Source organism: Nostoc sp. FACHB-280, from assembly GCF_014697615.1.
In the GTDB taxonomy this organism is placed as follows: Bacteria; Cyanobacteriota; Cyanobacteriia; order Cyanobacteriales; family Nostocaceae; genus Nostoc_B.
The window spans coordinates 47,563-70,847 of the sequence record NZ_JACJSD010000016.1; the positions used below are offsets into that span (position 1 = coordinate 47,563).

The following is a 23,285-nucleotide window of genomic DNA, read 5'->3' on the forward strand; positions in this document are numbered from 1 at the left end:
TATCAGAGTTAAGTCAGCATAGAAGCAATATGAGATATTAACTGTCTCATACTTGTAATGAGCTTCTTTAAGCTAGTAGAAAAGACGTACTTGGTTCTCAATTAGAGCAAAATCTTCTGTTCAAATACTTATCTAAAATCAAGGAGAAGACTATGGCAGCTATTGTTTTATTTACAGATAGAGACTTTCAGGGAGGCTCTGGAACATTCACGACTTCAGTATCAAATCTGGTAAATTTCAACCTCAACGACACAGTTTCATCTCTTAAAATTTTGGACGGAAGTTGGGAATTTTATAGAGATGTCGATTTTCAAAACTCTTATGGTGTGGTTTTAGGCCCTGGGGAATATTCTTGGGTAGAGGATATCGGCATTCCAAATGATGATATGTCCTCTTTGAGACCTGTTTAGCAAGCAAACAAATGTAGAAATAGCTGCTTTCAATAGCGGTTAAGCTGCAACGCATCTAATTTGTCTATAATGTGCGGGCAAGATGCCCGCACAACAATTATCTTGCGTTTTCGGTTTATTTAATTTGGCCTTTCTTATTGATACTATGGCAGCAGTAATCCTTGCTGTGTCTAGTAATAATTCGTCAGTAGTTATCTTTTTTCGTATTGACAAATAACATTTATTTATCAATAAACTAAAAATACAGTTTTTCAGTCTTTTTTTGTATTAGTGAATTGCTTTTCTTGATAAACTAAAGACAACATTATTAAATAGTAGGACTAAATTAAACCTAACTTAAAATTACCGGGTTTCGACTGCGCTCAACCCTCTTATTTTCAAGGATCGAGCATTGAGCGTTCGCGTAGCGTCTCCCTTGGGGAGAAGTCGAAATGCGTCTTCTAAATAATTGTGTCTACCTACTTATTCATATCTCTAATAACTACACATTGCTATACGACAATTATTTAAAAGTTCATCAAGTTGCTTAACAACTCGAAAGGGATTTTTCCCTATAAATACAGATGCAATTACGGCTTCATGAGGATTTCTGCCGGTTCTTTTAACAGCAGCGATCGCGTCTTTATTAGAGAATCCCCGAATACTTACCAACCATGCAGCTAGTACATGACCAGTGCGACCAATGCCCCCTGAACAATGTACAACTACTTTTTGGTTTTGTTTATCTGCTGCTATTAAAAAAGGAAGTATTGTCTGCGTCATCATTTCTACTTCAGCAAATTGAAAATCTATAATTGGTGCCGAGCAGACTTGCTCACTACCAAATTCTTGTTGATATCTATCTAAAAGATTTGAGTAGAGAGCCAGTTGTTTTTCAGGAAGAAGACAACATACTCGTTGAATATTTTGAGCCTTCATAAAATTAATCCAATGGGATACTTGTTTGTTGGAATAACCAGGTCTACAAGCACCAAACACAATTAATTCCTGTTCTCCAGCAGCAGCAAACCTGTAAATATTCTTAATCATCTATTTTCACTATTAAAAATAGGTAAAAAATTTATTGCTATTTATTAATGAGCTTGAAACAAAACTGTGTTTATTTCTCGAAAGTTTCCCTTCCTAAATTCGGTAAACTGAGCAACTTACTGTAATTAAGAGGTATTATAAGATAATTGCCCAAGTCACATAACCTTTGATTAACCTAAATTGAATATTTTTCCTCCAGAAAGCATATAAGCTCATCCTCAAACGAAGTCAAATACGGTCGCTTCAATTCCCCCAAACACTTCATACTAAGTTGCGTTCAGAAATAGTATTCCTACTCCCTACACCCAGCCCAAATTACTATCTTTGATTGCAACTTGGTATCAGTATAGCTTTTGCAGCTTCTTCCAAAATATTCTTAAAGTCAGATAATGCGTAAGTTCTTGTCAATACAAGCTAAAGACATAATTGAATAGATATTGCCCCAAAATTCCTAGAGGTGTCAGTATGACTGTTATCACTCCCAATCATCTCGTCGTAGAGGAAAACCCTTCTTACACCGCGCAGGAACCAGATCGCCGGCTCTGGATTAGCGAAGCAGGAGGACTTACCCAGTTCGGTGCGTTCATCGAAATCCTGCAACCTGGCTCTCGTTCATCACTCAAGCATTGGCATAGTGCTGAGGATGAAATGGTCTATGTCCTCGAAGGGGAGATCGTTCTCATTGAAGGAGACGCAGAGACTATACTACGTCCTGGCGATGCCACAACGTTTCTAGCAGGAGTGCCAGTAGGTCACTGTCTTGAGAATCGTAGCTCCCAGGCAACGCGATGCCTAGTAGTCGGCACCCGATCAGCAGTAGACACAATCACGTATCCTGACCTTGATCTGGTGTGTCACCGAGATCGAGCTTTGCCGGACGACATCTGGACTAACAGTGCCGGAGAACCTGCTTTGAACCCCTACTAGCAATAATTGCAGCTTTTTGGGAGCGCAATGTGCTGCTATGTAGAAACACCTGACAATGTTCTCTCTAGTAGTCTACCAAAGTGTCGCTTAACAAGTCGCTGCACCAAAACTCCGCAATTTGATTGGTTTAGATCAATACCGTTGGCAAAATAAGAGCATGAAGAGGTAGGGCGTTTCGTAGTAGAGTTGTTGTTGTGAGAAACAACAACTCAAGTGCGATTCGTTGTGAATGAATCCGGTAATCCGTCCGGAAATAACCTCAGCAGCCAATTATAGAAATATATGAGGCTGAACTCTCGGACTGGAGTTTTGATAATGCCGCTAGAAACTAATAAACAAAGGACTTGTCCAAACCTTAGAGTCATCAATCTGACGACCGGAAATATAAACTGGGACAAAACCGTAGGCGCTAGATTCAGGCTCTAGAATAAAACTGCCGCTAATATCTCTAGATATGGGAGTTGCACTTAGCCGTTCAACCGCCAAAAAAAGTTCTGTTCCTCCAAGTTCTTGCCGCAGTATTCCTTGGTTGAGGATGTCTTGTCCGCTAAATTCCCAGATAAATTCAGGACAATGGATATAAGGATTACGTTGTAGTGGACTTCCGACTTTTGTGTAACTATCGATTTGAACCTGTAGACGGAATTGGGCATGAAGTAAATCAGATAAATTCAGTTCAATTGCATCAGCATCTCCATAGGTATCAGAACGGAACTCTAGTTTTAATGCTCCGGCTCGTCTGACATACTCTTCTGGATGTTCTAGACCATAAACTTGATAACTTTGCACGATAGTACTTGAATATTCCAGAGTTCCGCGCCACTGTGCCCAACGATAGCGGTCTTTAATCCGCGCTCCACCCCAACGCAGACGAATCTTGTTAGTAGCGTAACCCGCTTCTGATTGCAGATTACGATGCCACAACAAACCATTATGGGTATATGCGGTAATCTCGTCCCAGCCACTTGTACCCAATAATCGATAGTTAATAGTCACAGCATCTGATGCAGTAAATTCATCTCCCTGAATATGCGAATCAGACCACAACAAAGCCACTATGCGATCGCCTGTTGTCGCCCAAGTATGACGAGAACGCAAAGCCTGATTAATATCAAATTTCGTCAACGTTGGAGCAATAATTCCCGTCAATCCGCCATTCACCCCAAATACAGCAGTCCCCGGAACTCCACCGCCACAACGTCCGCGATGTTCATCACCATTAGCTGACACACCTACTTTATAACCTCTACTAATGGCATCCTGGTAAAACCAGGGAAAGTGTCCCCAAGCCGAACCGACTTCAATCAGACGTTCTAATTTAGAATGATGCCAGTCCAAAATAGCCCGCCGTCCACCTACATGAGGAATCATTAAATGCTGCTCTGGATTGTGAATATAAGCAGCGTAAAGTCGATCTACAGGCCAAGCTCCGGGTAATAATTGCTTGCCTTTCATGTCTTCATTCCACTCAAAAGAGCGCACTTGTTTTCCTTGGAGGTCATAAGGAAATAACACTTCATTACCCAAGAAAATCACATTGCGATCGCCCCCGACGGCAGAATTACCACACCATTCTGTGCCAGGGTAGCAAATAAACTCACCTTCCTGCGTTACTTCCTGACACAGTTTGACATCATTCTGCCAGCGTTCTTCAGTAATATTGAAATCATTCGCTGTATATCCCAAAACATCCAACCCCGCCACATCTCGACCGTAGGCGAAATTATACTCTGTACTATTCGTTCCTACAGTATTGTTGGAATGTACATGAAGGTCAGCAAAAAAAGCACGGGGATAAGTCAAGTTACTATCTGCTGTAATCGGCGTTAACTGACTTTGCAATTCAGTACCCACCAAATTAGCTTGCAGCAAGGCTTCTTGATTATTCTCTAAGGTCAAATTAGTTTTAACTACTGCCCATCCTTGCGTCGGTAAATCAAGTAACTGCTCCTGCAAACCAATTAACTGCAACTTTCCGCCCAAACCCCAACAAGTATTTCCCCAAACATCTTCTACTCTTACCCGCACAGGAAAAGAAACACCTGTTTTTACAAGTCTAGGAGCCACAATAGTGATTTTAGCTGGTGGTGCGTTTACAACATCAATCACCACATCACCCGGAACTTCAGCAAAGCGGGAAGTCCCCACCGGATCGATGTAAGCCCGAAACCGGAAACCTTGTTCAACAAAAGTTTGTACCCTTGTACCTGCGCCACCACCTCGGCGATCGCCTAATCGAATTAAAATGCGATCGCCTGGTTTTAAATAGCCATCAACAATATCGACAATAATCGCCTTTTGATAAGGACGTTCATGACCTTTTTGATCGAACCTTACCTTTAACGACTGTACCGTTGACTGACTTTCGCCAGGAAGCGGTGGACGAACTTGGTATTCTGCCGAAACATAATTAGCTGCTGTTGGGTCTTCTGTCTGAAACAAAGCCCAATCCGAGTAGAATTTGAAAGTTACCTTAAACCAAGCACCATCAGCAATTCCCGAAGCACCAACTTCATAATCAAGCAAAATTTCTTGCCAACTTCCCGCCTCAACTTGTCGCGTAGAACAGTGTAAACGACCGAGAAAAGGTAATGTATTGATGTATTCTAAATATCCTTGGGGATGTGTATATTCTCCCAATAAATTGAGTATCTCGTCTGACATAGAATTTATCTCAAAAATCAACCTTCAATTTGACTAGTATGCCAATAAATAACTCTTTCGCCCTCTTTCTTTGCATCTCTGCCTTGAAAAGTTCAGAGACGCTCCTGTATCGCTACCGCTACTCTAACGCCGGAAGCTTGTAATTTTCGCTGCGTCTTTGCGTGAGACATCCAAACTTCGCAAAAACTCTTGAACCACCAAAGTCAACAACGCCAAAATAGCCAACAAAGAAGCACAAGCAAAAGCAGATATAGTTTGATACTCTGCATACACCTGCTCAATATGTAAAGTCAGAGTGTTGGTTTCATTAATCAACTTCCCCGAAACCACAGAAACCGCCCCAAATTCCCCAATCGCTCTAGAAGTACAAAGAATCACACCGTAAAACAACGCCCAGCGAATTGTCGGAAATGTTACACGCCAAAAAGTTTGCCAAGAATTTGCTCCTAATGTTTGCGCTGCTTCTTCCTCTTCCCATCCCATACTTTGCAGTACAGGTAAAACTTCTCGCACTACAAAAGGAATAGTCACGAATAAAGTTGTCAAAATCATTCCTGGTAGAGCAAAAATTACTCTTATATTGATTGCTTGCAACCACGAACCAAATAAACCGACGGTAGGGCTATAGAGCAAGATAAACATCAAACCGACAATAGTAGGTGAGATTGCTAATGGCAAGTCTAAAATTAATAACAGCATTACCTTACCAGGAAACGAGTATCTTGCTAAAATCCAGGCTGCTAAAATGCCAAAAGCTGTATTAATGGGAACAGCTATAAGTGTAATCAATACAGTCAAGAATATGGCATGGCGAGCTTCAGGCGTGGTTACACTCTCTAAATAAGCCTCAATTCCACTAGCAAAGGCTTGATAGAAGATATTCAGTAGGGGAAAAAGAACAGCGATCGCTAAAAATGATAACCCTAAAGTCATCAACACATAGCGTCCCCAAGGTATTGGTTGTAACTTAAGCTTCATATCTGCGACTCCACAACTGTAATAAGTTGGTACAGATGAGAATCACCATAGAAATCATTAACAACACAATTGCTACAGCTGTTGCCCCACTATAGTCATACTGTTCTAATCTGCGATAGATATAGACGGAAGTAATCATTGTTTCATAGGGAATATTACCGGAAATGATCACCACAACCCCGTATTCACCGATAGCACGGGCAAAAGCCAAAGTAAATCCTGTGATGATTGCAGGTAGTATTTGCGGAAAAATCACGCGCCAAAATGTCTGCCAAGAATCCGCACCAAGAATATGTGCTGCTTCTTCAATTTCTGATCCTATCTCCATCAACACAGGTTGTACAGTCCGAACTACAAAGGGCAGTGTGACAAATACCTTAGCGAAGACTACACCAATTACAGATGAGGTTAAGTTTACCTGTTCGATACCCAACAATCTCAAGGTGTCACCTAAGATTGTTCCCGGATCTAAATACTGTCCGATGACTCCCCCAGAACCGTAAACAGATAACAAAGCAATCCCCGCCACTACCGCAGGCATCGCAAATGGCAAGTCTACTAATCCATCTACTAACCTCTTTCCTGGAAATTCATATCGGACTAATATCCAAGCTAGGATTACACCAAAGACACTGTTAATCAAAGCAGCTAAAAAAGCCGCAGAGAAACAAAGTTTATAGGCTGCTACAGCAGGGGGAGCAGTAATAACTTGCCATAATTCTGTCCAGGAACTTTTGGCAGCTTCCAGAAAGATTACCCCTAACGGCAACAGAACGATAAAACTGATGTAGGTTAAAGCTAAACCTTGTAGAAGTGAACGGTGAAAGCGTTGATGGGAAACTGCGACAGAGATAGCTGACATTGTAATTACCTATTTCTGGCTGCTTGAGCAGAGTCGAATAATGCGCCATCGGCAAACAGTTTCTGATCTACAACTTTCCAATCACCAAAATCAGCAATTTTATAGAGGCTGCTAACTGGTTTATATTGACTGGCATATTTTTGATATACCGTCTGATCAATTGGGCGATATCCTTGTTGGGCGTAAATTTCCTGTCCTTTGGGAGAAAACAAAAACTTAGTAAATGCTTCAGCTACTTCGCGTGTTCCTCTGCTGTCTACAATTTTGTCAACTACAGTCACGGGAAAATCAACCTGGATATTAGTTGCTGGTACGATGTAGGGCAAATCCTCTGCAACGGCTTTATTGGTAAAAATAATCTCGTTTTCAAAGGTGAGTAGTGCATCACCAATTTTGTTTTTGATGAAGGCATCTGATGCTTCTCGTCCACTACTGACTAGGGTTTTAGTGTTTCTCACAAAGCTTCTGAGATAATCTTGGGCAGCTTGTTCTCCTTGTGATTTGAGAAAAGAACCATACCCTGCCAAAATCCCCCATCGCGCATTCCCACCTGTTTGGGGATTAATGCCCACAATGGCTACATTGTCACGAGTTAGATCCTTCCAAGTTTGAATGTTTTTAGGATTTCCAGTCCTTGTCACTACAACCATCACTGTATTAGCAGGGGAGGCTTGATTGGGTAATCTTTGCCTCCATTCTGGACTGACAAAACCCTTTTCTACCAACGCATCTATATTACTCTGGATGTTCTGCGCTGCTATGTCAGCTTGTAATCCCCCAAGAATTGCTCTGGTTTGCGCTCCCGATCCGCCATAAGATTCTTTGAATGTGACATCTTGTCCAGTCTTTGCCTTCCATTGTGCTTGGAACGCTGGAATCATTTTGGAAAATAAGGATCTGGCTACTCCATAAGAAACTAACGTCAGTTCAACCGAGTTTGATTTTTGATCTGTGATAACTTGGGCTTGATTTGTTGATGTTTGGTTTTGTGTAGAATTTTTGGTTTGAGTGCAAGCTGGGATAAAAAATCCCGAAGCAAACAGCAAGGCGTGTAAGGTCTTACGCCTCTTCATAAATTGCTCCTAGTTATTACTTTTGGCTTGATTTAGATAATACTATTAAAAGTCGATTGAATAACTGTATTTAATAAAAAATACTAATGAAAAATCATTGTATTGACTCAATAAGACAGAAAAAAGCGATCGCAGTACATAAAGCGCGATCGCCCTATGTGGAAAAAGTAATATGATGTCCGGTAAATCGCCCATAATTAAGCTACCGACTAATTTCTCCTGAAATGGGAACCTCAAAACATTGGATGCCAAAAACGATCGCTTGCTTAGATACTCTCCCTTATTTCATCTACTTCACCAAACTCATACTCGATTGCGCGAACGGTAAGTTTGTAAAATGTTGAATCTCGACGCATGAAGTACTATTAGCCCTTTAAGTTAAATATTTTAAACTAAAGCTCTGATTTTTAAAGCATAAATATTGCTCAATAACGGTTTTGCTTGGGCATTAACTACAGCTGCTTTATCTGCTTGTATTAGTTGAGATGTAGTAAGTGAAACGAAACCGAACCCAACAATACCGAGCTATTTGGATTTTGGTTTAATTTATTTTTTGTGAGAGTATAATCACAGATTCTGCTTAGTTATCCCTAAAAGTTGATGAATCTATTTGTCATCTATCTAAAGAGTTAAACATCCGTAAATGTCATAATTTGCAATCTTTAACCAGAAAACTCAACTTTAGATAGGTACAATTACTAAAGTCAATTTTGGAGTATGGCTAAGTAAGTAATCAAAAATAGATTTTCTTCAAGGAGGTGTTGGAGTGCGTTGGCATTTTTTGGCATTTTTTGGTTCAATAACGGTTTCGGCTATTGCTGTAACACCAGTAAACGCGCAGATTCCCTTGTTACCACTGTTGCAAACTCCCAGCAGTCTGAGTAATGACTCTGAGAATAGAAATGTTTCTGGCTGGATTTATCTAGATGGTCGTCGTTTATTTCAAATCAGCGCCACTAAAACTAATTTGCCAGAGCGTTTACAGAACATTCAGCGAAACTTGAATCAAATTAGCCAGAATTACTTTCAATCCTCAGCAACAGAAATCAAAGTAGAGGTGCGGAAAGTTAACGAAATACCAGTCATTCAGGTAAATGGTGAATATCTGATGACTGTCACCTATGAGGATGCAGAACTCAGACAAGAAGATCAGCTAATCTCGGCAAATCAAATTGCTGATGCTTTACAAGAAGATTTACAACGGGCAAAGCAAGAACGACAAACTCAATATCTGCTCAATCAAGGTAAAATTGCTGCTGGCATTGGGCTGGTGATGGTGGTCACAAGTTGGGGTGTATATTATTGGCAGCGTCGCTCTCGCAAAGAAACAGCACAGCCAGTTCCATCAATTTCTTCAACAGCGCAACCAATTACGACTCAACTCAATCAACAGCAACATCGTCATGTTCAAGAAGTAAAGAAGCGTTTGTTTCAGTTAACCCAAGCCGGAATTTGGGGAGGGGGTAATTTTCTGATTTTGGGGTTATTTCCCTACACTCGACCGTTGCAAGTAGCCATACTTTCGGCGGTTCAAATTCCTTTAAAACTTGCTGTTGTGGCCTTGGGGACTTATGTCGCTACCCGTTTCAGCTATGCTTTAATCGATCGCTTCACAACGACACTCATCAGTAGTGGGGTTTTATTAACCTCCGATACTTCTGAACGTCTGCGTTTACGAGTCTCTACCTTTTCAGGCGTGACTAAAAGTATTGTCACTATTATCTGGGTAGGAGTTGGGATTTTATTCGCCCTTGTTTCTTTGGGGGTAGATATTGTTCCTTTACTTGCAGGTGCAGGTTTAGTTGGTGTGGCTGTATCTTTGGCTTCCCAAAACCTGATTAAAGATGCAATTAACGGCTTCTTGATTATCCTGGAAGACCAGTATGCGTTGGGCGATGTGATTAATGTGGGCAATGTAGGCGGCTTAGTGGAAAATCTCAACTTGCGGATGACACAACTGCGTGATTCGGAAGGACGCTTAATCACCATTCCCAATAGTGAAATTAAAATTGTCGCTAACCTTTCTAGCCGTTGGTCACGCGCCGATTTAACTGTTCCCATCGCCTATGAAGCTGATATTGACCATGCTTTGAACTTGATTAAAAAAGTCGCCTTAGAAATGGATCAAGACCTGCAATGGAAACATCAAATTATCGAAACTCCGCAGGTTTTGGGTATTGATAATTTTGGCGATCGCGGTTTAATTATCCGTGTTTGGATTAAAACCCAACCTCTTAAACAATGGGATGTCGCCCGCGAATATCGCCGTCGCCTCAAAATCACCCTTGACCAAGCCGGAATTAATATCCCAGTACCACAACAAGCCATCTGGGTGAATGATGCACAGATGAATGGCAAGGGGAATGAGTCAATGGTCAATGGTCAATAGTCAATAGTCAATAGTCAATAGTCAATAGTCAATAGTAGTGTGGGCAAGATTTTGCCCACCTCTGGTCAATGCAGTACATTTGTACTATAATAGATATAGCGTCCAGAAATCCTAGTGCAGTGCAACTATGATCAAGCATTACATTCTCAACCTCAATCCAACTGCCAAGCACGAATGGGATCGCTGTATTTTACGTGACCCACTGACTGCAAAACGTCCAGACTTTTCCCGATTAATTGCCGAAGCAGTTGGTGCTGATACAGGAAGTTATTTAATCAGCGTAAATATTGAAATACAGGTATTAGAACAAGCGGCAGTACCGCAAGCTGAACAACTTTCACTTTCTTTTCCAGAGGTAGCTGTTCAACCACCGATGAGAGAAGCGGCATAAAGGGGGACGAGAAACTTACCACTGTAATTGAATTGGCCCACCAAACTTCCGCATCTCTGCAAAAAATTGTCCTTGCGCTCCTCCATCTGGTAGGGTTGCTAAATAAACTGCTGTTTCTGCGCCTTCTTCTGCGGTGAATGGCGCATTTTCACCGCCCATATCAGTTTTCATCCAACCAGGAGAATAGGCATTGACGAGAATATTCTCATTTTGGAGTTCCCTAGCCAGAAGTATAGTTAGCCCATTGATCCCGACTTTGGAAATTCTATAGGAAGGTGCTAATGGGTAGTAGTCACTGCCCATTGTATGCAAAGAAGCCATTTCAGTAGAAACGTTAACAATGCGACCGTAGTTGTTGAGTTTCATCAAGGGTATTAAAGCTTGAGAAATTCTCAGTACCGCCAGAACATTAGTGTTAAATGTAGCTTGCATTGTTTCTAGCCGAACAGTTAATAAGCTGGATTCTTCCGGTGTGGCGGTAGGATTAATACCAGCGTTATTCACTAGAATATCTACCTTACCGTAGGTTTGCTGTAGCCATTGGGTAAATTCTGTAACACTAGTATCACTATTTACATCGAGTACATGATAGTTGATATCTAGCCCTTCACCAGATAACTGCTGCTTTGCTGCCAGTCCATCTGTTTGATTACGGCTGGTTAAAACAACATGAATACCATTTTGAGCTAATTTGCGAGAGATAGCATATCCTAAGCCCCGATTGCTACCTGTAACTACGGCAATCTTGCTTTGATTTGTCATGTTGATAATTTTTAAACAACTGTTAGTTTTACTTTACTGAGATGTTATAAATTAATCAAATTGATTGAAATAATGTGTTTCATCGATGGGATTAATAGATTTATCTGCCGTTGATCTCAACTTGCTGGTTGCCTTTGAAGCACTTTTTGAAGAAAAAAGTGTGACAGCCGCAGCTACAAGACTGTATTTAGGACAACCAGCCATGAGTGCGGCTTTGGGAAGATTACGCACATTATTTCAAGATGATTTATTTATCAGAATTGGTAGAGAAATGCAGCCTACAGCCAAAGCAGTAGCAATTGCACCCGATATCAAAGCAGCTTTACAACAAATTCGGCAAACATTAGCCGCCAGCCAAACATTTGATGCTACAACTTCTCAAAACACGTTTACAATTGGTAGTTCAGATTACAGCAGCTATGTTGTGATGCCCAAACTGTTGCAAGTTTGTCATCAAATAGCACCAAAGATTAATTTTCGCTTGATTGGTTTTGCCAAAGACTCGGTAGGAGAACTATTAGAAAATCAAGAGATTGATTTAGCCTTGGGTGTGTTCCAAAATCCACCCAGGCAAACCATACAGATGCCGTTATTTACAGAACACTTTGTTGGCATCTGTCGCCGAGGGCATCCTGTGATTAGTCAAGATGCGATCGCACCAGAAAGTTTTGCTAATCTGCTCCATGCTCTGTTTACCATCAGACAAGATGAAGTTGGCGAAATTGACAAAGTTTTGGCTCAGTCCAATCTCAAACGTCGCATTGTTTTGACGACTCCCCATTTACTAGTGCTACCAGCAATTATTTCATCTAGTGACTTAGTGGCTGCTGTGCCATCACGGTTAGTAACATCCTTAGCAGATGAAGGAGCAGTAGAAATTTTTGAACTGCCTATACAAACACAACCGTGGATGATTTCAATGTTGTGGAGCCGACTAACAGATCAAGATCAGGCAAATTGTTGGTTAAGACAGATGCTCAAGAGTATTTGCGAGGAAATTTAAAACACAAAATTCTTGGAGTCGTTCAAAGCGTTAGCAGATACATTGCGTAACCTCACCAATTCCAAAGCCACACGTTGACCAGCAGTACCATCTAAGTCAATTAAAACTAAGGTGTCTGTTCCTGCTGTTTGCAACTGCAAATAACCGCCGGCAATGGCTGTAGCAAAGTTCAAGTTGCTCAAATCTAAACTCCGCCAGAGTGCTTGTAAGACAATTTTATCTGTACCAACGGCAAAGTCTGTAATTGTATCGCCGCTGTCGGCAAGGTTGGTATAAACAAAGCTATCTGCACCAGCACCGCCTGTCAGCATATCTGCGCCTCTCAAGCCAGCAATCAAATCGTTGACAGATGTACCTTGGAGATTATCAGAATATGCTGTGCCATTAATTACAGATGCTTCATAAGCTCCAATATCAACTCGACCATTCAAAATACGTCGATAACCACTACCACGTTGATCAAAAGGTACTCTTTCGGTAGTATTGCCATCTCTGTCTAAGTCTGCAATGTCGGCCGGGACATCAGCGTTATTACCAGCGTTAATGGCGGGACTACCATAAACTAAGGCGTGGGTTTTGACTGGGCCGCCATTGTCACGCAGGATGGTATCGATAACTTGGGAAATGCTGACTTGCAATTGTTCGTTGGGGTTAAAGCCTGTGCTGCCATTAAGGTTGCCAATTAGGTTATAGCCGTTGCTGATAAAGTTACCGAAGACATCGGGGTTAACTGCACCAGGAATGTTATCGTTATTGCCTGCTATGATGCTGTTGTTGATGGTGGCTGTACCTGTGTCTGCGTTGTAGATACCTGCGCCGTTAGATACAGTATTTTCATCATCATAGTAAGACTTGTTGAAGGCGATCGTGCTATTGCTAACGGTTAAAGTGCCAGAGTTATAAATTCCCCCACCTTCGGAGTAGGACTGGTTGCTACTAATGGTACTGTTAACTAAAGTTAGAGTGCCAGAGTTGTTAATGCCTGCGCCAATCCCTGCGGTGTTGTTGTTAATAGTGGTGTTAATTACAAATGCAGTGCCGTTGTTGAGAATACCACCTCCTAACCCTGCTGAGTTATCGCTGATAGTAGAACTAATTATGGTTATGGTGCCATCATTAACAATCGTGCCGTTTGCGGCTCCCTCTGCATTAGAATTACCTGTGATAGTACTTCTAATAACTGTCAGATTGCCAGATGCAGAGTTATAGATGCCGTTGCTGTTAATATCTCCTGTTACGTCTAAACCTCCTATATTACTGCTGATAGTGCTGTTGCTCACTATGACGTTGCTACTGCCTCTCAGACCTATACTACTGAGACCTGTACTGCCGTAGTCTGACGAGTTGTTACTGATGCTGCTATTACTTACCGTTGCTATACCATAAAGAATAAGACCAGCATTACTAAAGTCGTAGTATGAATAGTTGCCATTGATGGTGGTTCTGTCTATTTTGCTGGTGCCAGTAGCAATAAGTCCACTGGAATTTCTGCCGCTATTGTAATTAATCGAGCTGTTAGTTACTGTTAGAGTCCCTGAATGGATGACTCCACTTGACCAATAAGAAGAATTATTATCTATTTTGCTGTAGCTGATAATCAATGTACCTGAACTATCAATGCCAGCCCCAGCGCCACCAACTGCGATCGCTGCATTATTACTAACGCTACTATTTTTAATGGTGAGGCTGCCATTACTCACAATGCCGCTGAATGCAATGTACTCTTGGTTTTCTGACTGATTGTTATCAACACTGCTATAACTCAAGGTTACGGTGCCAGTGCTGTAGATACCCGTACCACCAGCTACACCTCGGTTATTATTGATGGTGCTGTTTTTAGCTGTTAAAGTCCCAGTGTTATATATACCTGCACCGTAGCCAAAGTTATTGGGGGAGTAGGAGTCATTGTAGTATCCGGCAGAATTTCCATTGATGGCACTTTTGTTAAGAGTGAGGATACCAGCGTTGTAGATACCGCCGCCATCGCCTGCATAAAAGAAATCTTCAGCATCAACTTGGCCTGCGTAGTTAGCTGTAACGGTGCTGTTGTTGAGCTTTAAAACTCCAGAGGTGGAGTTATAAATGCCACCACCGTTGTTGCCGGAACTGTCTTGACCACCAGAAAAGTTATTCCTAATGGTGACGTTTCTTAATGTCAGATTGCCAGCATTGTAAACGCCGCCACCACCTCTTGCATCTGTGGCATAGCCATTAGCAATTGTTAACCCTTCAATGTCAACAGTGATGCCGTTAGCAATTTCAAATACACGAGATATGTTGTTGTCTTGAGCAAAATTGTAGTTACCACTGATGGTGAGTAAGTTTGAACCTCTACCATCAATACTTAAGTCATCGGTGATGAACAAACTACTACCACCAAGGCTGATAGTATCGGCGATGTTGTCGGTGAAGAGTCCGCCTGTAAATCTGATTAAATCTTTACCGGCTGAGGCGTTGGCATTTAAAACTGCTTGCTGTAATGAACCAAGACCACTGCTTTTAGTGTTGGTGACGTTAAAGGTAGCCATTGTTTATCTTACTCCTATTGGTTTTGGTTGTGTCAGCAATATGAGCTTTCGCTAAACACACAAAATGACAGCACTGTTACGAACAGTGCTTTTTTGGGTATTTGGTTTGGGAGTTGATAAGCACTGGTTTTAAGAGTCATCCTGAAAATTTATTTAACCCAATAAATTTAGGTGATGATTAAGATTTTACTAATACTCTTTTCAGAGAATATTAAGTAAGATTACGTAATTGGTCTTTTTTCTATGCTGTGATTGAAGAGGGGGACAAGGTAGGCAAGGGAGACAGAGTAGACAAGGTGGACAAGAGAGATGGAATGGCTTGAGCGAAAATTTAAGCTAAGTTCTGTATAAATCTCGTCTAAAAATGCGGTATTTTGTGGCAGTTTCAGTACATTTTTACTATAATAGATATATCAAGTACAGGTTATAGTCTTCTACGCCAAAAAGCATCTTTTTGATTTCAAGATGTGACTATTTTTTCACTACTCCAGAAGAAGTTTGACAGCAGAGAAATAGAAGTATTTAGACATACTTCTGATATCTCTTTTGCGATGTGATGAATTGAGATTTTTAGAGGAAGATTATTTGATGATGCAAATGAATCATTATCCATCTGCGATCGCTCAGGCTGCTCAACGTGTAAATGAACTAGACTCGCAGTTGATGGCTGTACAGCAGCAAATTAACCGCTTTGAAGGGAATGCAGACCGCGCGGCGGCTTTTGATGTGGATTTGAAAAATGATGCTCAACGCAAGGCGCGGCGGTTTGAGGTATTACTATTGAACAACGAATATCAAAAGGCGGTGGATACCCAAATTCAACTGACTGTAGAAAAAGCTAATGCGATCGCGCATTTAGAATATCTGCGTAATCAGTTTAGTGTAGCGAAGTTAGAGGCAAGATTAGCGATCGCTCAACAACTGACTGATTATGAATCACGGGAATTAGTCGGTTTGTAGTTTATAAGTAGAGACTTTGCAATGCAAAGTCTCTACTTAAGGAATTATGCAGCTTGATTAGATTCAGGTAAGCTAGAACGCGCATTTAACGACAGCATAACGCGAGAAATCCCTGTCACCACAATGCTAGAACCTAACAATGTGCCGAGTAGCCAAGGTGCGTTGCTGGGAAACTGAAACCAAATAAGTGCGCCTAAAAATAGGGTAATAATGCCATTACCTAATACCCATGTCCAGTTTTGTTGGGGACGTAAACGGAATGCCAAAATTAACTCGAATGTACCTTCTGTGAGTAAGAAGCTACCGATTAACAAGGTGAGTGTGAGAATCCCAGTCCGAGGATAAACTAACAGCATCACACCTGTAGCAATATAAAGTCCGCTTAAGAGAATTTTCAACAGAAAACCTCCTTCGCGGCGGGTATGAGTAGCATAAACGAGCTTGGCAAATCCCGCAGACATCAGAATCAGCGCCACCCAAGCCTCAGCAAATATGGTTGTAAACACAGGTAAGGCGATCGCTATAATCCCTAAAATAATTAAGAGAGCGCCAATTACAACTGAAGTATTGATTTGCTTGTTAATATCGCTGGACTGGTTGCTATTAGTAGTAATATCGTTTGTCATACACAATTTTTCCTTAATCTTCAGCGAACTCTAAGATTAGGTTAAAAATTTTTTCTCAGACTAGACAGAGCCTTAAGGTAGACACCTTGGTAGTAAATTAATCCTGATCATCCTCAAAATTTACTACCTTAGTATTACTCAGTCCTATTTTCACTAAACTCAATAATTGGGAAATTTGCTGATTAATAGTTGCAATATCAAAACGCTGACTGGCAATATTTCTGGCATAATCAGCGATCGCTGTAGTGATTTCTATTTCTTGAACACAGGTGTTAATTACGTTGGCTAGTTCTTGGGAATCGCCGGGTGTGGTTAAAAAACCATTGATACCATGTTCGACTAATTCGATAGCGCCGCCGGCTTTAGCTGCAACTACAGGTGTACCGCACAACATCGCCTCAACAATTACTCTACCAAAGGGTTCTGGTGCAGTGGAAGTATGAGCCACTAAGTTACAAGCTGACATTAATTGTGGAATATCAGCACGAAATCCTAAAAATTTAACGCGATTTTCTAACCCTAGTTTGGCAACTTGGCGATGTAATTCTTCTACATAATCTTGTTCGCCAAATAAAGCATCACCAACTAAAACTGCTGTGACTTGGGGAGGACATTGTGCTAATGCTTCCAGTAAAATATGTTGTCCTTTCCAGGGTGCGAGACGGCTGAAATGTCCAACAACAAATTTACCTTCTAAGTTTAAATCTTGTCGGATTTTTTGAATTTCAACTTCAGGAATTTGATATTTTTTACTATCAAATCCGTTATAAACAATTGCTGTGATTTCCGGCTTACCGCCAGCTTGGACAAATGCTGTTTGACTAGCTTGTGAATTAGCGATAACTAATGATGCAAATTTATTAGCTAAGGTGACAGCAACTCGTAAGTTAATTGGGCTAAAGTGTTCTAAAGAAAGAATATCGTGTAAATGATAAACTAGAGGACGATTTGCTAAAACACTTGCCAGTGCGCCAATAACTAGTGCTTTTTGTGTATTGGCATAAATTACATCATATTTTTTTGCTAAGTTTATAACTTTAATTAATAAAGGTACTAATTGCTTAATACTGGCTACTGCTTGCAATAAACTACTTTTTTTTTGAACTTGAATTGGTTTTGTTGTTAATACTTCAACAGGTATTTGATGCTGCTGAAGTAAAGTTTTAAAATCACCATCAGCGAACAAACCAACTAAAGCGCGATCGCGGTATGGTTTGGCAATATCAATTAAACAAAGTTCTGCACCGCCAGGTTTACCACTTTGGTCTAAAAATAGAATTTTCATAAAATATTAAAGATTTTTAAATTATAGATTTTAAGATAAGATAACATTACGGACTTTTTGCGCGATTAAAGACCAGTCATAATTAGTCATAGCGTACTCACGACAAGCTTGACGAGAAGGAATTTGAATTGCTCCTAAGAGGATATTTTCTAACTTTTCAGCTATGTCATGAACTTCTATGGAACTAGTAATTAAATCTGGTGAAAATTGTGTTAAAATCTCTGGCATTCCCCCCACAGGTGTACATAAAACAGGTGTACCACAAGCTAAAGATTCAACTACTGCTAAACCAAAACCTTCAAAAGATTGGCTAGGCATAACTGTTAAATCAGCAGCTTGATAGGCTATGGGTAATTGTTCATCTGGGAGAAAACCTAAAAATTGAACTGTGTTTTCTAGTCCTAATTCTTTTGCTTGCTGTTTTAATGCTTCTTGCATATAACCACGACCAGCAATTGCTAACCAAACATCAGGAATTTTAGGTTTAATCATTGCTACAGCTTGTAATAGTTTATCAATACCCATACGATAAACTAAGCGGCGAGATGTAAATAATATCGGACGATTATCTGGCCAGCCTAATTGCTGTCTTGCCTCTTTTGGTGAAAAGTTTGGCTGAAAGCGATGAATATTCACACCACCAGGAATAATGTGAATTTTTTCCCAAGGAACTTGATATTGTTGATGTAAAATATTACCAAATGCTTTACTCAGAACAATAAAGCGATCGCAGCGATTATAAGTGCTTTTTTCAATTAACAAACGCTTAATTAGAACACTCAATTTATTAGTAGCTACTTCTTGCTCACTTTCTGATGCCCAAGGGCCATGAAAGTTAAAGGTAATTGGTATATCTTGCGGTAAAATATCCATAATCGGAAAGCTATATAATGCAAAATGTAAATTAATTGCATCTGGCTTGCCGATTCTGCTTTTTTTAAAGTTATTGCGAATAGACCAAAATCTTTGCCAAATTGGCAGATCAGGAGAAGCTAAGTTAGTTAATTTGATTGGTGAATTTAAATCAATTTCTGGTAAACCAACTCCACATAACTCTATTTGGTCTTGACGGTTGGCTAATTGATGAGTTAGTTCATAAATATATCTTTCTAATCCTCCTGGTGTTTTAGGAAACCAACCTAAACCCAGTGTAAGTATAGATGCAGACTTAGTATTAAAATTTTCGTTTTTACATCCCACTTTTTACTCTCCTATGATTGATTGAGTGTGTGTTTAATTACAATCACTCTCGAATTTATTCCTTTTTTAATTTTGCAGTAGATTAATCAGACTAATATTTATATCCAGTAATTTTTACCAAAATCAGCATTCTTTAGGTCTTGCTAGATGCAGATTTTGATTTTATATATCTAACTACTAAAATTTCAAAAGCCAATCATCAAAGACAAGTATTTTTGCAGAGGACAATAATTTATAAACTATTTAGATTGTGGTGTCAAGGCAAAAATTTGTGATTTAAATTACATGATTTCTGGTGTTAAACAATCCTTAAGTCATTAAAGATATTTATTTTGGGTAATATTATTGATTCGATGTATTCAGTTTTACTTTCTTGAACTATTTAACAGTCAGTTTTGCTACAACTATGAAGATTCTTCTAGGAATTACGCTTTACTACTTGAAAAATCTGTGTGTTTTTCATGAATTTTAGGTAAATATCAATTTTCAAATACCCAGTGTTTGTTATCTATGTAATATGTCTTGGAAAAATTAAGCTGAAATAATAGTCTTAATTTTTGACAGTTTCCACAGGCAGACTCATATCAGGTGAAAAAATCCATAACATCCTACCATCGACAGTAATAAACCAGGGTTTTTGAGCATTATCTATTGATACTTAGTTGTGTTGATTGTATCAGTCAACACAAAAATATCTGTACGCCATTTTTTAACCGCTAATTTATCGCCAAAACTATTAGAGTGGTGCAATTTTTGATATCTATTTTTACTTTAAATCTTAAGTAGATTATGCCAAAAAATACACATAAAAACTTGAGCAAAATTCGTCAACAATTACATAAATATATTCAGAGAATATTCAAGTTAGGTAATCATCGAAAGTTCAAACCAATTTATTTTATGCTGATGGGAATAGCTGTGATATTTCTGGCTTTTTCCCTTGATATTACCACTGAAACCAGCGTTACAGGTGTAGCAGCAAGTAGCTATAAAACTTCTTGGATAGGTAATAGTTTTGGTGGTGGTAATAAGTGGGTACAAAATAATATTGAAGCAATGTATGTTGCGCCCAATGGCACAGTTTATACTAACAGTCATTGGGATGAAGCTGGTAGAGAAGCAGGTATATATAAAGATGGCAATGTAATTGGCATTGTGGAAGATACTCACGGCTGGAGTCGCACTGGTGGTAAAGCAGTTACAGCCAATAGTAAATATATTTATATTGCCTTAGCACAAGGTTCAGTTGGCAAAACAGATCAAGATTATCCACCAGATAAGACGACTTGGTACACTGTCAGACGCTATAACTTAGAAGGAAAACCAGCACCTTTTAATGGGGGAAGGGGTTGGGATAAAAGTATGTTAATTATCAGTAATCAAAGTGAAGTTACTGGATTAGCAACTGCGGGAAATGAGTTATATGTGAGTGATTCAGCAACGAATACAATTCGTGTTTACAATAGCGAAACTATGCAAGAACTACGTAGTTTTAGTGTAGTTCGTCCTGGTGCGATCGCCATTGATAAACAAGCAAATCTCTGGGTGATTCACAACCAAGACAAAATTTCCCACTATTCCCCCACAGGTAAGTTATTAGCATCACAAATTACCAATATTCCTAAACCAACGGCGATCGCCATTGATCATCAAGGTAGACTTTTAATTGCAGACAACAGTCAACGTCAGCAAGTATTAATTTACAACATCAAAAATCAGCCTGTACAGGTTGGTACTTTTGGGATGAAAGGCGGCGTTTATGCGGGTACGCCGGGAGAAGTGCAACCCTTAAAACTATATGGAATTACCGGAGTCGGTGCTGATAGTTCTGGGAATATCTATATTAATAGCAATGGATTTAACAACTCAGGTACAGACTTACGTAAGTTTTCTGGATCAGGGAAACAAATATGGCAATTACACGGATTATTATTTGTGGATAACGCCGACGCAGATCCCAAAACGGATGGTTTAGAAGTGTTCACTAAACAAGAACACTTTTTGATGGACTACAATCAACCAGCAGGTAAGCAATGGACTTATCAAGCTTACACTTTAAATCCCTTCAAATATCCCCAAGATCCCAGGTTACACACTTCCCCAGACGCTACCTTTGTTCGCCGCATTCAAGGTAAGCGGTTTTTGTACCTAACAAATATGTATGCTAGTTTTATGCAAATTTACCGCTTCGACTCTGCAAAGGATGGTAAGATTGCGATTCCGGCTGGGATGTTTGCAGGGACAAATGGCGGTGGAGAAAAATCAGTTAGCGGAACTTGGCCGCCTTATCAACCAAATAAAGGAGAATGGATTTGGGGCGATCGCAACGGTAACGGTAAATTTGATCAAGGTGAATATGATCAAAGTGAAGATTATCCCTACTTGGGTGGTTGGTGGGTTGATAGTAAAGGTGATATTTGGAAAACTTTACGCACTCAAGATGGAATTGGGATTCGCCACTATCCCCTACAAGGACTCGATAAGTATGGTAATCCCATCTATAGCTACAGTTCTATGCAGAAGCAGAAAACTCCTAGCATGATTACCGATGTCCGCCGCATCGAATACTTTCCCGAAACCGATACGATGTACTTATCAGGCTTTACGGTTGATCATCCAGCCGTTGGTGATGATAGCGGAGTCGTCGGTTCCGAAATTCTCCGCTTTGATAACTGGCGTAAAGGTAATAATCCCACACTGCGTTGGCGCGTTGTTGTTCCCCACGACACTACAGGTAAGCGCGAAGTAGCCACTGCTGCGATGAGTGTTGCTGGTGACTATGTATTTACAGTGAAAATGAAAACCGCAGAAGTTTATGTTTACAATGCCAAAACAGGTGCTACTGTCAAAACATTAAAACCAGGAACAGAAGTTGCAGGCGAAAGTGGTTGGATTGATATACCTCAAGGTATCCGCGCTTTGCGACGTTCTAATGGTGAATATGTAGTGTTTGTAGAAGAAAATTGGAAAGGGAAAGTAATTATGTATCGCTTCAAAAGTTAGCTTTTCTGGTAAAAATTAGTGTGTTTTATATCCCCGGCTTCTTAAAGAAGTCGGGGATCTGTTTCTGCAACCCAATCTATAAAAATTGTATTATATTTCTACCAAAACTCAATATTTATTAATAATAGAAATTGCTTTACATTGAACGCTATTTTTTCATCAAATAAATAAACAAATTACCTTCCTTCTATATCATAAGTGAATTATCATACTAAATACATTTCACTATAACCACTGCATAAAATTTATGTACAGTTGCCAAAAACAAGCTGAAAAAGCAGAAATAAAAAGTATAGATGATATAGCTCTAATTTAATTTGCCAATCATCATAGATTATCAGTTATTGAAAGCATCGAAAATTAATATACCCAGATTATTTACCTAAATGTATATGAAAATTAAACCTTATTTACAACAATTACAAAAACTAGTACCGAGTATTTTGCTGGAACGGATGCAATATATTCATTCCAACTTAATAACACGTTGGATTTTACTGCAAGGCAGTCAGCAATTAAAATTTAACCAAAAATCTGTGATGGTATTTTCTCCCCACCAAGATGATGAAACATTTGGTTGTGGCGGCATGATTGCTTATAAGCGTGAGCAGAATCTTCCCGTAATAGTAGTGTTTCTCACCAATGGACAAGGTTCAGGAGATAGAGACACAGAATCAAGAAACAAAATTATTCAAACCCGTAAACAAGAAGCAATTAAAGCCTTAAATATATTGGGTGTAGAGACATCAGCAATTCACTTTTTAGATAAAGCAGATGGGTATTTACAAGCTTTGAACAATGACGAAAAACAAGCAGCGATCGCCCAAATTTCTGCACTCCTCCAACATTATCAGCCAGAGGAAGTTTATCTACCTCATTGTAAAGACTGTCACCGAGATCATGAAGCAACATATCCTTTAGTAAAAGCAGCAATTAAGCAAGCAGAAATTAATGTTGAAATTTTCCAGTATCCAGTTTGGTTATTCTGGAGAGCGCCATTATTTATTATGCTCAAATTATCAGATATATCCGCCGCCTACAGTTTTTCAATTACCTCAGTACAGCAGAAGAAAAATCAAGCGATCGCAGCATATACCTCTCAACTTGAAAGTTTACCGCCTGGTTTTGTCAATCGCTTCTTAGGTGCTTATGAGATATTTTTTAAAGTTGAATCTTAATTATTTTGGCTTAGTTC

At 39.8% G+C, this 23,285-nt stretch carries 18 protein-coding genes; 8 read left to right on the forward strand and 10 right to left on the reverse strand.

Annotated elements, in window-relative coordinates; translation table 11 throughout:
• The first annotated feature begins 152 nt into the window (after positions 1–152).
• Positions 153–410, forward strand: coding sequence for a beta/gamma crystallin-related protein (locus H6G75_RS13765; RefSeq protein WP_190980617.1), 258 nt, complete (start codon positions 153–155; stop codon positions 408–410).
• A gap of 474 nt (positions 411–884) precedes the next feature.
• Here H6G75_RS13765 and H6G75_RS13770 read toward each other — a convergent pair whose 3' ends face one another.
• Positions 885–1,427, reverse strand: coding sequence for a dual specificity protein phosphatase family protein (locus H6G75_RS13770; protein ID WP_190980698.1), 543 nt, complete (start codon positions 1,425–1,427; stop codon positions 885–887).
• A 477-nt stretch (positions 1,428–1,904) separates the two neighbouring features.
• Between H6G75_RS13770 and H6G75_RS13775 the strand changes: the two genes are divergently transcribed.
• The gene (locus H6G75_RS13775) at positions 1,905–2,366 is read left to right on the forward strand and encodes a cupin domain-containing protein (RefSeq protein WP_190980618.1); all 462 of its coding nucleotides are present in this window, start codon (positions 1,905–1,907) and stop codon (positions 2,364–2,366) included.
• Between the two features lie 321 nt (positions 2,367–2,687).
• Here H6G75_RS13775 and H6G75_RS13780 read toward each other — a convergent pair whose 3' ends face one another.
• The 4 genes from H6G75_RS13780 to H6G75_RS13795 form a co-directional block, all read right to left on the reverse strand.
• Complete coding sequence (locus tag H6G75_RS13780) at positions 2,688–5,030, reverse strand: hypothetical protein (protein WP_190980619.1); 2,343 nt, start codon at positions 5,028–5,030, stop codon at positions 2,688–2,690.
• Positions 5,031–5,153: 123 nt separating this feature from the next.
• On the reverse strand, positions 5,154–6,008 hold the full coding sequence (gene cysW / locus H6G75_RS13785) for a sulfate ABC transporter permease subunit CysW (RefSeq protein ID WP_190980620.1): 855 nt from the start codon (positions 6,006–6,008) through the stop codon (positions 5,154–5,156).
• The gene (gene cysT, locus H6G75_RS13790) at positions 5,998–6,870 is read right to left on the reverse strand and encodes a sulfate ABC transporter permease subunit CysT (RefSeq protein ID WP_190980621.1); all 873 of its coding nucleotides are present in this window, start codon (positions 6,868–6,870) and stop codon (positions 5,998–6,000) included. The genes cysW and cysT overlap by 11 nt, the downstream gene beginning before the upstream one ends.
• Positions 6,871–6,875: 5 nt before the next feature.
• A complete protein-coding gene (locus H6G75_RS13795) occupies positions 6,876–7,943 on the reverse strand; it encodes a sulfate ABC transporter substrate-binding protein (protein WP_190980622.1) in 1,068 nt (355 codons plus the stop codon).
• A gap of 766 nt (positions 7,944–8,709) precedes the next feature.
• On the opposite strand from H6G75_RS13795, the gene H6G75_RS13800 reads away from it, so the two are divergent.
• Positions 8,710–10,332, forward strand: coding sequence for a mechanosensitive ion channel family protein (locus H6G75_RS13800; protein ID WP_190980623.1), 1,623 nt, complete (start codon positions 8,710–8,712; stop codon positions 10,330–10,332).
• Between the two features lie 127 nt (positions 10,333–10,459).
• Positions 10,460–10,723 (forward strand): hypothetical protein, encoded by a 264-nt coding sequence (locus H6G75_RS13805; protein WP_190980624.1) that lies wholly within the window; start codon positions 10,460–10,462, stop codon positions 10,721–10,723.
• Between the two features lie 15 nt (positions 10,724–10,738).
• Here H6G75_RS13805 and H6G75_RS13810 read toward each other — a convergent pair whose 3' ends face one another.
• The gene (locus H6G75_RS13810; protein ID WP_190980625.1) at positions 10,739–11,485 is read right to left on the reverse strand and encodes an SDR family oxidoreductase; all 747 of its coding nucleotides are present in this window, start codon (positions 11,483–11,485) and stop codon (positions 10,739–10,741) included.
• Between the two features lie 85 nt (positions 11,486–11,570).
• On the opposite strand from H6G75_RS13810, the gene H6G75_RS13815 reads away from it, so the two are divergent.
• On the forward strand, positions 11,571–12,488 hold the full coding sequence (locus H6G75_RS13815) for a LysR family transcriptional regulator (RefSeq protein WP_190980626.1): 918 nt from the start codon (positions 11,571–11,573) through the stop codon (positions 12,486–12,488).
• Here the strand turns inward: H6G75_RS13815 and H6G75_RS13820 are convergent.
• Entirely contained in the window at positions 12,485–15,016 is a 2,532-nt protein-coding gene (locus tag H6G75_RS13820) for a choice-of-anchor Q domain-containing protein (protein ID WP_190980627.1), read from the reverse strand. The two genes, H6G75_RS13815 and H6G75_RS13820, sit on opposite strands and share 4 nt — an antisense overlap.
• Before the next feature lie 588 nt (positions 15,017–15,604).
• Between H6G75_RS13820 and H6G75_RS13825 the strand changes: the two genes are divergently transcribed.
• Complete coding sequence (locus tag H6G75_RS13825) at positions 15,605–15,976, forward strand: hypothetical protein (protein WP_190980628.1); 372 nt, start codon at positions 15,605–15,607, stop codon at positions 15,974–15,976.
• Positions 15,977–16,020: 44 nt separating this feature from the next.
• On the opposite strand, the gene H6G75_RS13830 is transcribed toward H6G75_RS13825, so the two are convergent.
• The 3 genes from H6G75_RS13830 to H6G75_RS13840 all read right to left on the reverse strand — a co-directional run bounded on the left by H6G75_RS13830 (position 16,021) and on the right by H6G75_RS13840 (position 19,087).
• Complete coding sequence (locus tag H6G75_RS13830) at positions 16,021–16,602, reverse strand: HdeD family acid-resistance protein (RefSeq protein ID WP_190980629.1); 582 nt, start codon at positions 16,600–16,602, stop codon at positions 16,021–16,023.
• Positions 16,603–16,699: 97 nt separating this feature from the next.
• On the reverse strand, positions 16,700–17,887 hold the full coding sequence (locus H6G75_RS13835) for a glycosyltransferase family 4 protein (protein ID WP_190980630.1): 1,188 nt from the start codon (positions 17,885–17,887) through the stop codon (positions 16,700–16,702).
• Between the two features lie 30 nt (positions 17,888–17,917).
• Entirely contained in the window at positions 17,918–19,087 is a 1,170-nt protein-coding gene (locus H6G75_RS13840) for a glycosyltransferase family 4 protein (protein WP_190980631.1), read from the reverse strand.
• A gap of 789 nt (positions 19,088–19,876) precedes the next feature.
• Here H6G75_RS13840 and H6G75_RS13845 point away from each other — a divergent pair.
• Together H6G75_RS13845 and H6G75_RS13850 are read left to right on the forward strand one after the other, a co-directional pair.
• Positions 19,877–22,090, forward strand: coding sequence for a hypothetical protein (locus tag H6G75_RS13845; RefSeq protein ID WP_190980632.1), 2,214 nt, complete (start codon positions 19,877–19,879; stop codon positions 22,088–22,090).
• A 392-nt stretch (positions 22,091–22,482) separates the two neighbouring features.
• Entirely contained in the window at positions 22,483–23,268 is a 786-nt protein-coding gene (locus H6G75_RS13850) for a PIG-L deacetylase family protein (protein WP_190980633.1), read from the forward strand.
• Positions 23,269–23,285: the final 17 nt, after the last annotated feature.

Bases quoted from the DNA above. Each gene is read 5' to 3' on its own strand.
- H6G75_RS13810 (WP_190980625.1), bottom strand. From the start codon at position 11,485: ATGACAAATCAAAGCAAGATTGCCGTAGTTACAGGTAGCAATCGGGGC.
- H6G75_RS13765 (WP_190980617.1), top strand. From the start codon at position 153: ATGGCAGCTATTGTTTTATTTACAGATAGAGACTTTCAGGGAGGCTCT.
- H6G75_RS13805 (WP_190980624.1), top strand. From the start codon at position 10,460: ATGATCAAGCATTACATTCTCAACCTCAATCCAACTGCCAAGCACGAA.
- H6G75_RS13830 (WP_190980629.1), bottom strand. From the start codon at position 16,602: ATGACAAACGATATTACTACTAATAGCAACCAGTCCAGCGATATTAAC.
- H6G75_RS13780 (WP_190980619.1), bottom strand. From the start codon at position 5,030: ATGTCAGACGAGATACTCAATTTATTGGGAGAATATACACATCCCCAA.
- H6G75_RS13845 (WP_190980632.1), top strand. From the start codon at position 19,877: ATGCCAAAAAATACACATAAAAACTTGAGCAAAATTCGTCAACAATTA.
- H6G75_RS13835 (WP_190980630.1), bottom strand. From the start codon at position 17,887: ATGAAAATTCTATTTTTAGACCAAAGTGGTAAACCTGGCGGTGCAGAA.
- H6G75_RS13795 (WP_190980622.1), bottom strand. From the start codon at position 7,943: ATGAAGAGGCGTAAGACCTTACACGCCTTGCTGTTTGCTTCGGGATTT.
- H6G75_RS13850 (WP_190980633.1), top strand. From the start codon at position 22,483: ATGAAAATTAAACCTTATTTACAACAATTACAAAAACTAGTACCGAGT.
- H6G75_RS13820 (WP_190980627.1), bottom strand. From the start codon at position 15,016: ATGGCTACCTTTAACGTCACCAACACTAAAAGCAGTGGTCTTGGTTCA.
- cysT (WP_190980621.1), bottom strand. From the start codon at position 6,870: ATGTCAGCTATCTCTGTCGCAGTTTCCCATCAACGCTTTCACCGTTCA.
- H6G75_RS13825 (WP_190980628.1), top strand. From the start codon at position 15,605: ATGATGCAAATGAATCATTATCCATCTGCGATCGCTCAGGCTGCTCAA.
- H6G75_RS13815 (WP_190980626.1), top strand. From the start codon at position 11,571: ATGGGATTAATAGATTTATCTGCCGTTGATCTCAACTTGCTGGTTGCC.
- H6G75_RS13775 (WP_190980618.1), top strand. From the start codon at position 1,905: ATGACTGTTATCACTCCCAATCATCTCGTCGTAGAGGAAAACCCTTCT.
- cysW (WP_190980620.1), bottom strand. From the start codon at position 6,008: ATGAAGCTTAAGTTACAACCAATACCTTGGGGACGCTATGTGTTGATG.